Source organism: Halorubrum hochsteinianum, assembly GCF_023702125.1.
Taxonomy (GTDB): domain Archaea; phylum Halobacteriota; class Halobacteria; order Halobacteriales; family Haloferacaceae; genus Halorubrum; species Halorubrum hochsteinianum.
In genome coordinates this window covers 1,504,465-1,517,744 of the sequence record NZ_CP098415.1, presented here as the reverse complement: position 1 = coordinate 1,517,744, position 13,280 = coordinate 1,504,465, and the positions used below count along the sequence as shown (strand labels likewise).

The window sequence follows — 13,280 nt, the reverse complement described above, 5'->3', positions numbered from 1 at the left end:
ATAAACGGTCGAGCGTCGAGGGGATCGGCCGGCGAGACGATCGGGCGCGCTCGCCGTCGCTCAGACGGGGGTACACTCCCGGGAGCCGAGCGTCTCGGTCCGCGTCTCCCCCGTCTCGACGTCGACGTCGACGAACGAGAGCGACACCGACGCGACGCGTCCGCCGCCGGCGAACGCATCTGCTCGGTCGCAGAGGTGTCCGAGGACCGCGTCGACGCGAGCCGGCTCGGGGTCGTCCGCGAGCAGAGCGAGGAGCTTCCGCCAGCGTGCGGTGGGGTACGCGCGGGCGTCGGCGGGGGGACGATCCCGGGCGACGCGGTCCCCGTACAGCGCGTCGATCCGGTCGCCGTCGGCGGTCGTCGCGCTCGCCGCGACGAGCGCGTCGGTCGTCGGCGGGTTCGGCGCGAACATGTCCCAGCCGCTCTCGGTCGGGTCCGCCACCGACGCGACCGGGTCGGGCGTCTCGACCAACCCGAGCGCCATTCCGTTCCACGCGACGAGCGCGACGAGCAGGACCGCGGCGAGGACCGGAACGACGGCCGCGGCGCGGTCGCGGACGGTCCGGAGTGGTTCGCTGTCGGTCGGATCGGGCGTGGTAGGTTCGGCGGCAAATCCACGGCCCGCGACGGAGCGAATCCGGTCGGCGACGGGAGCGACCCCCCGCTCGACTCGGTCCCAGACGAACGGCGGGAAGAAGGGCAGCAGCGCGGCCGCGGAGATCACGGAGAAGACGCCGATCTGGAGCGCCAACGCCATCGAAAGGTGCGCCGCGAGAAGCGTCCCCGCGAGCGTGGCGCGGAGCCGGCCGGCAGCCGCGATCAGCAGCGGGGAGGCGACGAGCAGCGCGAGCCAGCCGTAGGTGGCGGCGGTGAGCAGGGGTGACCACTCGGGGACGAGTCCGCCGAGCGGGCCGTGGAGGTAGGTGAGCCGGAAGACGCGCTCGACCGCCTCGCCCGCGGGCCACGCGGTTCCGCGGAGCTTCTCGACCGCGTTGGAGACGTACACCACGACGACGAGGACCAGCGGGAGCGCCGCGGCGGGACCGGCGACGCGGTCGGTCGCGGCGGCGACGCGGCCGGCTGCGGGAGTCGCGCCGTCCCCGCGTCGGACCGCGTCGAGCGACCAGCGCGCGCCGAGCGGACACAGCAGGCCGGCACCCAGAAGCCGGACGAGGAGGACGTCGCCGGCGTTGAGGACGAACGGGTTCCGCGCCTGAAGCGACGCGAGCAGGACCAGCGAGACCGCGGTCGCGACGCGGGTCCGGTAGCCGAGCGCGAGCGCGACGGCGGCGACCGCGGCGGCGAGGAACAGCAGCGCGACGGCCCGCGGCTCGCCGGTGACGGCGTGGAGCGACAGCCGGGCCGCGACGGGGTACACCTCGGCCAGCGTCGCGCGGGGGAGGACGCCGGCGTCGGTGTAGAAGGCCGTCAGGTTCCGCGCGCGGAGCGCGAGGTCGACGAGGAGGACGACGCCGAGCGCGACCCGGAACGCGGCGAACGCGCGCGGGTCGACCCCGAGGCGGCGGCGGAGCGCGCCGCGGAAGCGGGAGCCCGGGAAGCGGGGGCCGGAGAAGCGGGAGCCGAGCGGAGAGCGCTCGGCGTCGTCGCCGGCGGGATCGGCTGTCGTCACGATGCCCCCGAATCGCCCGGCGGCGGGAATATGTCTTGCGGCGTCGCGGGCGCGGGAACCGACCGGCACCCCGCGCTCGCCGCCGGCTTCCGGGCGCTTATGTGGCCGCCGCGGAAGCCTCCGGTATGCGAGTCATCGTTCACGGCGGTGCCGGCGGCGTCCCGGACGACCCGGAGCCCAGACAGGCGGTCCTCGACGAGGCGGCCGCGACCGGTGCCGAGCGCGCGACGCCGCTCGACGCGGTGGAGGCCGCGGTCGGCGTCCTCGAATCGGACCCCCGGTTCAACGCGGGCGTCGGCGGCGCGGTCCAGTCCGACGGCGTCGTCCGCACCGACGCGGGCGTGATGACCTCGGACCGCGAGATCGGGGCGGCCTGCTCGATGCCCGGGGTCGAGCACGCGGCGAGCGTCGCCCGCGTCGTGCGCTCCGAGACGCCGCACGTCTTCGTCTCCGGTGAGCATGCGGTCGACCTCGCCGACGAGTTCGGGATCGAGACCGGTGTCGACCTGCTCACCGACGAGAAACGGGAGCGCTACGAGAAGGAGGATCCGCCGCGAGGCAGCCCGCGCGAGCACCTCGACTGGCTGGCCTCGCGGTTCGGCTCGGGCGACGATCAGGCGGGCGGGGGGTCGGACGAGGGGGGCGAGGAGGGGCGCGACGGCGAGAAGGACGCCGCCCCCGACCACGACACGGTCGGCGCGGTGGCGACCGACGGCGAGACGTTCGCGGCGGTCACCTCCACCGGCGGGCGGTCGTTCGCGCTCGCCGGGCGCGTCGGCGACGTGCCGCAGGTCGGGTCGGGCTTCTTCTGTACCGAGGGGGGCGGCGCGAGCGCGACGGGGGCCGGCGAGGACATCGCCCGCGTGACGCTCTCGCGGCGGGCGGTGAGGCATCTCGAAGAGGGGCTCGGCGCGCAGGCAGCGGCCGACCGAGCGATCGACGAGTTCGAGGAGATCACCGGGTCGGGCGCGGGGGTCATCGTCCTCGGGGACGACGCGGCCGGGAGCGCGTTCAACACCGAGGGGATGCAGACGAGCGTCGCCGATAGGTAGGTGGATAACCGGCTGATCGCGTACCGGCGTATTACTGCGCTCCTGTCGCTGCCCCTTTTAGTACCATCGGCGTGAGTACGAGACCGACCGCAGCAGCGGCGAACAGTAACAATTGGAGCGTTCTGTCTTCAACGACAAAAAGCGCGACTGAGACAAATAAAATTGCGTCGAACACACCCATTCCCCACCGAAAAATAGGGTTTCGATACAGGTTTTTCATACTTTATTTCACATACTCCTGTTCAATATACGTTCCGGCATATCCTGAAAGTCTGAGGAGAACGGTGGATTTCGGCGAGACAAGATCCACACAATTCAAACGAATGAATGCGTCCTTATTACCGCTGTAGAGACGCTCCTACGGCATACTAACTACCACGAGGAGAACCATATACGATAGCAAAAGGCATGAGAAAGGCAAAGATCCCGAGTGCGAACCCGAGGAGGGCTCGCTTAAATCGGATGTCATCGGTAACGTGATCCGGGGACTGCCCTCGGAGTTTCCAAAGTGACCAAGCGCCGTACCCGAACAACGAAATCCACAGACCGGCCCACGGACCACCGATCAGAATCAGGGGCAATACACTATCCCACGAGTTATCTTGGAAAGTCGATGCGTACAGTACCGATCCGAGTAGCGAGAGGAAAAACAGAACAGTCGATATAGCGGCCGATTTCCCGAGTTTCCGACCGAGATTATCGAGGCAAAACCGAGAGCTCCGTTCTTCGGTTTCGTTGTCTGCCTCTCTCATGGCGCGTTAATTCTACGCTGCCACGTATGTTGTTTCCCTTTCAATTTGTAAATCTCATTTGTCAGCTGTTTTAGGGAAGGGAGAGATTTCAACGGAGCCATCTGTTTATACACGGCCGAACGACACGGACACCACCGAAGCCCCAGCCGCTCGGCTGGACGAAAGTACAACCAATTATAAATCGTTGAACGACACGGACACCACCGAAGCCCCAGCCGCGAGGCGGGCGCACGCTCGCTGCGCGCTTCAGTCGCTCACTCCGTTCGCTCCTTCCAGTGCTTGCGTCGCCTGCGCCCGCCTCACGACTACCCCTTCGAGTCCCGCCCCGCACCGCGACCGCACAGCCTCACACCTCCCCAGCCTCGTCGCTGGCACCCTCCGCTTCGCTCCGGGGCCAGCGACTCCCTCGCGCGGCGCTGCTCGGCCGCAGAGCGGCCTCGCAGGCACGCGCCTATTGGGAAAGCCGGCCGAGCGTCGTCGTTCGTCTCTGGAATCGGCTGTGAGCGTTCACGACTCGAACGTCGGAGTTCCACGTCGCCCGCGGAGGCGAGGATACAAATCCGGGGGTCGCCTTGCGCCGGTATGGTAACCTTCCTCGCCGGGGGGACGGGCACGCCGAAGCTCCTCGACGGCGCGGCCCGGGTGTGGGATCCGGCCGAGACCGCGGTCGTCGCCAACACGGGCGACGACGTCGAGCTGGGCGGCCACCTCGTCTGCCCGGACGTCGACACCGTGCTGTTCGCTGGCGGCGGCGTCCTCGACCGAGAGACGTGGTGGGGGATCGACGGGGACACGACCGCGACCCACGAGGAGCTGGGCCGGCTCGCCGACGCGGCCGGACTCGAAACCGGCCCCCGATACCTCGACGACGCGGCCCAGACCGCGGGCCGCGAGATCGCGCGCTGGCGGCGCTTCTCGGCGGTCGGCGAGTTCATTGAGATCGGCGACCGCGACCGCGCGGTCCACCTCACGCGCACGAGCCTGCTCGACGAGGGGCGCACATTGACCGAGGCGATCCGCGTCCTCGCGGACGCGTTCGACCTTGACGTGGACCTCCTCCCGATGTCCGACGACCCGGTGGCGACGCTGATCCACACCGAGGGCGGCGAGACGTTCCACTTCCAGGAGTACTGGGTCGCGCGCCGCGGCGAGCCGCCGGTCGCCGACGTGGAGTTCCGGGGGGCCGAGGACGCCGAGCCGACCGACGCGGTGCGTTCGGCGCTCACCGGCTCGGTGGTGATCGGGCCGTCGAACCCCGTGACGAGCCTCGGGCCGATGCTGGCGCTGCCCGGCTTCGAGCGCGCGCTCCGCGAGACGCCCGTGGTCGCCGTCTCCCCGTTCGTCGGCGACGAGGTGTTCTCCGGGCCGGCCGCGGACCTGATGGCGGGCGTCGGCCGAGAACCCTCTACCGCGGGCGTCGCGGCCGCGTACCCCTTCGCGGACGCGTTCGTCCTCGACGAGGCGGACCCGACCGACCTCGACCGGCACGTCGAGCGCACCGACACGCGGATCGACGACGCGGACGACGCCGAGCGGGTCGCTCGCGCCTGCGAGCGCGCGCTGGCGTCGGTCGGCGGCGACGCGGCGGACGCAGCGCCGCGGGAGGGCGCGGAGTGACCGGAGATCCCTTCCTCGTCGCCGCGAGCCTCAGCGGTGCCGCGGACGCCGAGTGGGCCCGGCGAGCGGCCGACCACGTCGACGTCGCGCTGCTCGGCGGCGTCGCGCTCGACGCGGCCGGCCGCGCCGCCGCCCGGGACCTCGTCGCCCGCGGGCGCGACGAGTTCCTCCCGGCCGACCCGCTCGCGTTCGTCGCCGACCAGCTCGACGCGGTCGCGGACGCCGACGCGCCGGTCCGCCCCGGTATCAACGTCCGGAGCGCGACCCTCGGCCCGGTCCGCGAGGCCGCCGCGATCTGCGCCGACCGCGACGCGGTCTGCGAGGTCAACGCCCACTGCCGGCAGCCGGAACTGCGCGCGGTCGGCTGCGGCGAGTCGCTGCTGCGCGACCCCGACCGCCTCGCGCGGTACGTCGCCGCCGCGACCGACGCGGGCGCGACGACGAGCGTGAAGGTCCGCGCGGGACTCACCGGCGTCGACCTCGCAGCGACCGCGGCGGTCGCCGCGGAGGCCGGGGCGGACTGGATTCACGTCGACGCGATGGACTCCGAGGCCGCGGTCGGCGAGGTCGCGAGCGCGCTCGGCGACGCACCCACGGACGCGACGCTCGTCGCCAACAACGGGGTCCGCGGCCGGGAGACGGTCGCCGAGTACGCGGCCTACGGCGCTGACGCCGTGAGCGTCGGTCGCCCGACTGAGGAGCCGCCCGTCCTCGCGCGAGTCGCCGACGCGGTCGCCGACTGGCGGACGGGAGCGCTGCGCGAGCGCGAAGACGTCGGCGACGCGGGCTCTGAGCCGGAGCAAGAGCCGGAACCGGGGGCGCGACCGTGACCCGACGCGAGCGCCGGGAAGGCCGCGCGGCGGACCCGACCGATCCGGTCGACGACGCGACGCTCGCGCTCCTCGTGGAGGTCGCCGGGACGCCGAAGCCGGGGAACGTCGACCGTCACCGCGACCTCGACGACCTGCGGTTCGAGTCGTTCCTCGGCGGCGCGGTCGGTGCCCGCGCGGGGCTCGAACTGGCGTCGGAGACGGCGGACGGAGGCTCTGCGGACGGGGTTCCCGCGGTCGGCGACGCCTTCGAGCGCGCCGTCGAGGGGATGGCATTGCGCGCCGGCACGAACACCCAGTTCGGCTGCCTGCTGCTCCTCACGCCGCTGGTCCGGGCGGCGGCGGACCCCGACCGGGAGCTCTCGCCCGCCGGCGTCGACGCGGTCTGCCGCGCGACGACGGTCGACGACGCGCTCGCCTTCTACCGGGCGTTCGAGGCCGTCGACGTCGCGGTCGACGACCCGCCGCCGGGCGCTGACGACCTCGACGTGCGCCGGGGGGGCGACGCCGAACCCGCGCTCCGGGAGCGCGAGGCGACGCTGCGGGACGTGCTGGCGCTGTCGGCGGATCCCGACGATCCGGACCGCGTCCCCGACCGGAACGCCGCGGAGTGGGTCGAGGGGTTCCCGCGGACGTTCCGCGCGGCCGAGTGGATCCTGACCGACGAGGGGCCGCTGGCCGACCGGGCCGCGCGGGCGTTCCTCGGACTGCTCGCCGCGGAGCCGGACACGCTCGTCGCGTCGGCCCGCGGCGTCGAGGCGGCCCGCGAGGCGAGCGCGCGAGCGCGAGCGATCTTGGAGCCCGAGGGTGAGACGGACGAGGGCGAGCCGAACGAGCGGGATGCGGCGGAGCCGGGGCCGATCGGGGGCGTCGACGCGGTCGACGCCGAGACCGTTCACCGCGCCGACCGCGACGCCGCCGAGTCGCTGGCCGAGGCGTTCGTCGCCGAGGGGATCAACCCGGGCACGACCGCCGACCTCACCTGCGCTGCGCTGTTCGTCGCGCTCCGACGCGGCGCGGAGGTGACGCCGTGACGCCGGATCCGGCGGACGACGGGACGGGGGATCCGACCGGCGGAGCGACAGAACGGACCGATCCGACGGGCGTCGCGCCCGAGGGCTGGCCGGTGTCGCTCCGGGGCGTCACCGAGTCGGTCGTGACGACGCGCGGCCCGAACGACCGGTGGAACGCCGCGGCGCTCGGGCTTCACGCGCCGGACGACCCCGGGGATCCGGTCACCGCGCGCACCTACGGGCGCACCCGCACGTGGCGGAACTTCGCCGAACGCGGCGGCGGCGTGGTCCAGTTCACCGTCGACCCGCGGACGTTCGTCGACGCGGCGCTCACGGTCCGCGAGGTCGACGAGCCGGTCCTGCCGAGCGCCGACGCGTGGGTCGAGGTCCGCGTCGAGCGCGTCGGGACCGAGACGGAGGGCGACACGACGATCCGGACGTGGGAGCTGGAGCCGGTGGAGTCGCGGGTCGTCGCCGAGCGCGTCCCGACCGTGAACCGCGGGTTCGGGGCGGTCGTCGACGCCACGGTGGCCGCCTCGCGGCTGGACGTGCCGTCGTTCGACACCGACGAGCTGCTCGACCGTCTCCGGTACTTCGCGGACGTGGTCGAGCGGTGCGGCGGGCCGGCGGAGCGCGAGGCGTTCGACCGGATCGACGAGGCGACCGGGTGGCGGGAGCGCGACCGGTCACGAGGGGAGGAACGCGACCGGTCGTGAGGGCAGGGCCGCGACCGCTCGTGAGGACGCGGGATCGACGCGCCGGGTCGGATTCGAGGTGGGGACCGCGCCTCGCGGCCGCTCGCGGCGGAACGAACCCTTTTAGTTCGGGCCACCGGTATCGCTCGGTATGGCCATCAAGCCCAAGTACATCAAGCAGCTAGGGAACGCCCTGCTGGAGCGGTATCCCGACTCGTTCAACACGGACTTCGAGACGAACAAGGAGAGCGTCACGGCGCTGACCACCGTCGAGTCCAAGGGCGTCCGCAACCGCATCGCGGGCTACGTCACGCAGAAGAAGTCGCAGGCGGCACAGCACGCGTAAGCGGGTTCTCTACCGGTTCGTTTCGACAACGTCCAGCGACCGCCGCAGTCGTCGCCGGCGACGGGCGTCCGGTTTTTTCCGTCCGGTGTTTCTTCCGCCCGGTGCTTCTCCCACCCGGCGCTTCTTCCGCGCGTAGTTTCCCTCACCCGACGTTTATCCCGGAAGCCGCGGCCACCGCCGCCGATGGACGCGCTCGTGCGACCGGTGGTCGACCCGACGTTCGCAGCGGGCGCGCTGGCGTTCCTGCTCGGCGGCGTCGCCCTCGGGACGGCGAGCGGGCTGGTTCCGGGGCTCCACGCCAACAACTTCGCGCTGGTTCTGGCCGGCTTCGCCCCGTCGGTGCCGGCCGACCCGCTGTTCGTCGGCGTCGCGATGCTCGGCGCGGGAGTCGTCCACTCCTTCCTCGACATCGTCCCCGCGCTCGCGCTCGGCGTTCCCGACGCCGCGACCGCGGTCGCCGCGCTCCCCGGTCACCGGCTGGTGATCGCGGGACGGGGACGGGAGGCGGTCCGGCTCTCCGCGGTCGGCTCCGGGCTGGCGGTCGCGCTCGCGGTCCCGCTGGCGGTTCCGGTCACGTGGGTCATGGTGCGGGCGTACCCGACGCTGCGGGCGCACCTGCCGCTCCTGCTCGGGGCCGTCGTCGCGCTGCTCGTGCTCACGGAGTCGTCGCGGCGGGCCGCGGTGGGGGGAGCGGTCGCGTTCCTCGCGAGCGCCGCACTCGGGCTGGCGACGCTCGACGCCGACCCCGCGGCTCCCTTGTCGACCGGCGGCGTCCTCGCGCCGCTCTTCGCCGGGCTGTTCGGCGTCCCCGTCCTCGTCGACGCCGTGGGCGGCGAGGGCGTCCCGCCGCAGGCGGACCCGCGGATCGCGATGGACGCGCGCGCCCTCGGGACGAGCGCCGGGGCCGGCTCGCTCGCGGGCGCGGTGGTCGGCTACGTGCCGGGGGTGTCGGCCGCGATCGCCGCCGCGGCCGCGATGCCCGCGGTGCCGCGCGAGTCGGCCGACCGCGGGTTCGTCGTGGCGACGAGCGGCGCGAGCACGGCGAACACGGTGTTCGCGCTGTTCGCGCTGGTCGCGCTCGGAACGCCGCGGACGGGCGTGACCGTCGCGATCGACCGGGCCGGCGTCCCGTTCGCGCTGCCGATACTGCTCGTCGCCGCCGCGACCGCCGCGTGCTTCGGGTTCGCCCTCGTCGTGCTGCTCGGCGACCCGTACCTCCGGATCGTCGGCGACGCCGACTACACCCGGCTGTCGCTCGGCGTGCTCGGACTGCTCGCGCTCCTCTCGTACGCGTTCGCCGGGGCGTTCGGCGTCGGCGTCCTCCTCGTCGCCGGCGCGCTGGGACTCGTCCCGCCCCGGCTTGGGGCCCGGCGCGTCCACCTGATGGGCGTGCTGATCGGGCCGCTGATCGTCGGCTGAGACCGCCACGGGGGCGTTAGGAAGCGCTCCGGAGAGCCGTCGGCGGGCGCGGTTCGGGCGGTCGAGCGGTGCGGTATCGGGCCGCACGGGCGTTCCGGGGCAAAGAACAACGGTTAAAAGTCGCGCGCCGGTGAGTACGTGTATGAGCCAGAGCGACTCGAAGGGTACCCCGCAGTGCGTCTCCTGTGGGATCCAGGTGTCCGGCATGAACGCCGCCCAGTTCTCCTGTCCGGACTGCGGCGCGACCATCTACCGGTGCGCGAAGTGCCGGAAGCAGAGCAACCTCTACGAGTGCCACGACTGCGGCTTCCGGGGGCCGTAAGATGGGGGACGTCGCCGCGAAGATCAAGGTCATGCCGAACAGCCCCGATGTCGACCTCGACGACCTCCAGGACCGCTTAGAGGAGGTCCTGCCCGAGGGCGCGAAGATCCGCGGCTTCGAGCGCGACGACGTCGCGTTCGGGCTGGTCGCGCTCCTCCCGACCGTCATCGTTCCCGACGGCGCGGGCGGCACGGAGGCCGTCGAGGAGGCGTTCTCCGAGGTCGACGGCGTCGAGTCGGTCAACGTCGAGAACGTCGGTCGCCTCTGAGGCGGCGACCCGGCTGACGCGTCGCGGACGCGACGCTCGCGGTCCGTTCTGCGGATTCGTTCGTTTCGGAGAGCGGCAGCGCCGCGGACCGCGGGAGGCCGACCTACCGGCCGGACTCGTAGAACTCCTCGCGGTACACGCGCCCGAAGGCGTTGCGTCGGAGGGTGCTGGCCGCCGCGTCCGGCTCGTCCTGATACGTCGCGGCGATCACCGCGTCGGCGAAGGGGATCGGGTGCCAGACGACGTTGTCGACGTTGTCGGAGCCGATCCGGACCACGTCCTCGTCGTCGAACTCGCTGTCGGCGAGCCACGCGTCGAACTCGTCGCCCTCGCCGACGTGGACCGCGAGCAGTTCGGCGAACGTCGCGTCGCGCGCGGTGCGGATCACCTCGGGCGTGACGCGCTCGTCGTACTCGTCGGCGTCGAACGACATCGCCTTGGTCGCCTCGCGCACGACGACCTGCGCGACGGGACCGACCTCCTCGTAGCGTTCGAGCGCCTCGGCTCGCGTCTCGGGAGCGAACGTGCCTCTGGTCTCCATACGCGGTGTTGACCGGGCGCGGGCAAGGGCGTTCCGCTACGCGTCGGAGTCGTCGGGGTCGTCGGGGTCGGCGGAGTCGTCGGGGTCGGCGTCGCCTTCCTGGGGGTCGGTGTCGTCCGCGGCGTCCGCGTCCTCGGTTCCTTCTCGGGTCAGTTCGCGCGCCTCGCGGATCGCCTCCGCGACGGCGGGGTCGTCGAGCGCGTCGGGGTCGGGAACGCTGACCCCGCGGGACCCGCTCTGGTCGGCGTGGTCGTGGCCGGCGTGGTCGTGACTGTGGTCGTGGCCGGCGTCGGTCGCGCCCGACCCCATCCCCACGTCCGGGCGGCCGCGGGCGACGGTGTCCTCGAACACCTCCTCGTACTCGGCGTCGTCGGCGTGAAGCGTCACCTCGGCCGCGAGCCCCGCCGGCTCCCGGTCGCCCCAGTCGGGGACGCGCTCGTCGAGCCAGTCCTCGTGGTCGCCGCCGTGGAGCATCGCGGTGAACGCGAGGTGGTGCGCGAGGTGTTCGCCGTCGCGCTGCGGGGTGTCACAGACGGGGCACGCGTATCCCATGTCGGGCGTGGGTTCGTCGGTGAGCCGTAAAGCCGCGTCGGCCTCAGACGTGGGAAACGCGTCGAACGATCGGAACGGTGTTGTCGGGTCTAGAACAACTACAGACTGGACCACCGAAGCCGCAGCCGCTCGATACGAGACAGTCGTTACCGGCGACACGGCCGCCGAAGCCCCAGCCGCGAGGGCTCGCGCGCCTTGCTGCGCTCCTCGCTCGCGCCGCTCGCTGCGGTGCTTGCTACGGCGTGCTTCGCCCTCGCGGCTGCCCCTTCAAGTCCCGCCCCGCTCCGCACAGCACCTCACGCCTCCCCAGCCTCGTCGCTCGCTCCGAGCTCCCTTTGGTCGCCCGTCCGCTCGCGACTCCCTCGCGCGTGCGGTTCGCGCCGCGGGGCGGCGCTCTCCGGCACGCGCCACCGCGTTTCGGTTTATAAATCGAATCGTCGCCGTCCTGTATCGATAACAGCAACTTTATCACTCGCACGGGGCGAATTTCCGGTAAGACTACTCCGTTAGGAGGTCCAACAGTGACTGAAGCCAACACACAACCGGAGGTGAACATCGGTCTCGTCGGTCACGTCGACCACGGGAAGACGACGCTGGTACAGGCGTTGTCCGGCTCGTGGACCGACCAGCACAGCGAGGAGATGAAACGCGGTATCTCGATCCGGCTGGGGTACGCGGACGCGACGTTCCGCCGCTGTCCCGGCGTCGACGAGCCGGAGTGTTACACCGTCGACGAGGAGTGCGAGGACGGCTCCGCGAGCGAGCCGGTCCGAACGGTGTCGTTCGTCGACGCCCCGGGCCACGAGACGCTGATGGCGACGATGCTGTCGGGTGCCTCGATCATGGACGGGGCGGTCCTCGTCGTGAGCGCGACCGAGGACGTCCCGCAGGCCCAGACGGAAGAGCACCTGATGGCGCTCGATCTCATCGGGATCGAGAACATCGTCATCGCGCAGAACAAGGTGGACCTGGTCGACCGCGACCGCGCCGTCGACAACTACGAGCAGATTCAGGAGTTCGTCGAGGGGACCGTCGCCGAGGACGCGCCGATCGTCCCCGTCTCGGCCCAACAGGAGGTCAACCTCGACCTCCTCATCGACGCCATCGAGTCCGAGATCCCGACGCCGGACCGCGACCCGAGCGAGCACGCCCGGATGTACGCGGCCCGCTCGTTCGACATCAACCGACCGGGCGCGACCGCGGAGGACCTCAAGGGCGGCGTCGTCGGCGGCTCGCTGGTCAGCGGCGAGCTGTCGGTCGGCGACGGGCTGGAGATCCGCCCGGGCCGCGAGGTCGACGAGGAGGGCCAGACGGAGTGGCGACCCCTCGAAACGACCGTCCGGTCGCTTCAGGCGGGCGACCACGACGTCGAGACCGCCCACCCCGGCGGCCTCCTCGGCGTCGGCACCGGGCTCGACCCGAGCCTGACGAAGGGCGACGCCCTCGCCGGACAGGTCGCGGGCGAACCGGGGACGCTCCCGCCGACCCGCGAGGAGTTCGAGATGAAGGTCGACCTCCTCGACCGCGTCGTCGGCAAGGAGGACGACGAGAGCGGCGAGAGCGACATCGAGGAGATCAGCACCGGCGAGCCGCTGATGCTCACGGTCGGCACGGCGACGACGGTCGGTGCCGTGACGAGCGCGCGCGACGGCGAGTGCGAGGTGAGCCTCAAGCGCCCCGTCTGCGCCGAGGAGGGCGCACAGATCGCGATCAACCGGCGCGTCGGCGCGCGCTGGCGGCTCATCGGCGTCGGGACCCTCGCGTAGCGTGACCGACGACGCCCGTTCGGACGGTCGGACGCCGACCGTCGCGGGCGACGCCCACGCCGAGGGGCTCGCTGGGGACGGGGACGGCGGCGTGCCCGTCGTCGCGCTCGACGCGAGCGCCCTGATGGCCCCGGTCGAAGCCGACCTCCGGCTGTTCGAGGAGTTGGACCGGGTCCTCGGCGGCTACGAGGCCGTGGTGCCGGAGACGGTGACCGCGGAGCTCGACGGCCTCCAGCGCGGAAACGGCGCGGAGGCGACCGCCGCGAGCGTCGGGGCGGACCTCGCTGGGCGGGCGGATCCGGTCGAGACGGACGAATCGTACGCCGACGACGCGCTCGTCGCCCTGGCCGCGGCCGGCCGGGTCGACGCCGTCGTCACGGTCGACGGGCCCCTCGCGACCCGGGTGCTGGACGCGGGCGCACCAGTAATCGGTTTAAGGGGTCGGAACACACTGGCGATAACGGAACCATAGCGGCCG

At 72.2% G+C, this 13,280-nt stretch carries 14 protein-coding genes; 11 read left to right on the top strand and 3 right to left on the bottom strand.

The window, feature by feature from the left end; genetic code table 11:
* Positions 1 to 60 precede the first annotated feature (60 nt).
* Positions 61 to 1,629: an HTTM domain-containing protein gene (locus NAF06_RS07570; protein ID WP_008584750.1), complete on the bottom strand. Its 1,569-nt coding sequence runs from the start codon at positions 1,627 to 1,629 to the stop codon at positions 61 to 63.
* Between the two features lie 125 nt (positions 1,630 to 1,754).
* On the opposite strand from NAF06_RS07570, the gene NAF06_RS07565 reads away from it, so the two are divergent.
* The 9 genes from NAF06_RS07565 (at position 1,755) to NAF06_RS07525 (ending at position 9,943) form a co-directional block, all read left to right on the top strand.
* Complete coding sequence (locus tag NAF06_RS07565; protein WP_008584752.1) at positions 1,755 to 2,681, top strand: isoaspartyl peptidase/L-asparaginase; 927 nt, start codon at positions 1,755 to 1,757, stop codon at positions 2,679 to 2,681.
* Positions 2,682 to 4,015: 1,334 nt separating this feature from the next.
* Positions 4,016 to 5,050 carry a 2-phospho-L-lactate transferase gene (gene cofD, locus NAF06_RS07560; RefSeq protein ID WP_008584754.1) on the top strand — a complete coding sequence of 345 codons (1,035 nt, stop codon included), beginning with the start codon at positions 4,016 to 4,018 and terminating at the stop codon, positions 5,048 to 5,050.
* On the top strand, positions 5,047 to 5,880 hold the full coding sequence (locus NAF06_RS07555) for a tRNA-dihydrouridine synthase (RefSeq protein ID WP_008584756.1): 834 nt from the start codon (positions 5,047 to 5,049) through the stop codon (positions 5,878 to 5,880). The genes cofD and NAF06_RS07555 overlap by 4 nt, the downstream gene beginning before the upstream one ends.
* The gene (locus NAF06_RS07550) at positions 5,877 to 6,914 is read left to right on the top strand and encodes a triphosphoribosyl-dephospho-CoA synthase (RefSeq protein WP_008584757.1); all 1,038 of its coding nucleotides are present in this window, start codon (positions 5,877 to 5,879) and stop codon (positions 6,912 to 6,914) included. The genes NAF06_RS07555 and NAF06_RS07550 overlap by 4 nt, the downstream gene beginning before the upstream one ends.
* On the top strand, positions 6,911 to 7,609 hold the full coding sequence (locus tag NAF06_RS07545; RefSeq protein ID WP_008584760.1) for a DUF447 domain-containing protein: 699 nt from the start codon (positions 6,911 to 6,913) through the stop codon (positions 7,607 to 7,609). The genes NAF06_RS07550 and NAF06_RS07545 overlap by 4 nt, the downstream gene beginning before the upstream one ends.
* A gap of 130 nt (positions 7,610 to 7,739) precedes the next feature.
* Entirely contained in the window at positions 7,740 to 7,934 is a 195-nt protein-coding gene (locus NAF06_RS07540) for a 30S ribosomal protein S17e (RefSeq protein WP_006630244.1), read from the top strand.
* 183 nt (positions 7,935 to 8,117) lie between these two features.
* On the top strand, positions 8,118 to 9,353 hold the full coding sequence (locus NAF06_RS07535) for a tripartite tricarboxylate transporter permease (protein WP_008584763.1): 1,236 nt from the start codon (positions 8,118 to 8,120) through the stop codon (positions 9,351 to 9,353).
* A gap of 142 nt (positions 9,354 to 9,495) precedes the next feature.
* Entirely contained in the window at positions 9,496 to 9,675 is a 180-nt protein-coding gene (locus NAF06_RS07530) for an HVO_2753 family zinc finger protein (RefSeq protein WP_006630242.1), read from the top strand.
* 1 nt (position 9,676) lies between these two features.
* Positions 9,677 to 9,943 (top strand): elongation factor 1-beta, encoded by a 267-nt coding sequence (locus NAF06_RS07525; protein WP_006630241.1) that lies wholly within the window; start codon positions 9,677 to 9,679, stop codon positions 9,941 to 9,943.
* 103 nt (positions 9,944 to 10,046) lie between these two features.
* Here the strand turns inward: NAF06_RS07525 and NAF06_RS07520 are convergent, their stop codons facing one another.
* Together NAF06_RS07520 and NAF06_RS07515 are read right to left on the bottom strand one after the other, a co-directional pair.
* Complete coding sequence (locus NAF06_RS07520; RefSeq protein WP_008584768.1) at positions 10,047 to 10,484, bottom strand: DUF5809 family protein; 438 nt, start codon at positions 10,482 to 10,484, stop codon at positions 10,047 to 10,049.
* A gap of 36 nt (positions 10,485 to 10,520) precedes the next feature.
* A complete protein-coding gene (locus NAF06_RS07515) occupies positions 10,521 to 11,036 on the bottom strand; it encodes a DUF5810 domain-containing protein (protein WP_008584770.1) in 516 nt (171 codons plus the stop codon).
* 521 nt (positions 11,037 to 11,557) lie between these two features.
* Here NAF06_RS07515 and NAF06_RS07510 point away from each other — a divergent pair.
* Positions 11,558 to 12,802 (top strand): translation initiation factor IF-2 subunit gamma, encoded by a 1,245-nt coding sequence (locus tag NAF06_RS07510; protein WP_008584773.1) that lies wholly within the window; start codon positions 11,558 to 11,560, stop codon positions 12,800 to 12,802.
* 1 nt (position 12,803) lies between these two features.
* Complete coding sequence (locus NAF06_RS07505; RefSeq protein WP_008584774.1) at positions 12,804 to 13,274, top strand: DUF188 domain-containing protein; 471 nt, start codon at positions 12,804 to 12,806, stop codon at positions 13,272 to 13,274.
* Positions 13,275 to 13,280: the final 6 nt, after the last annotated feature.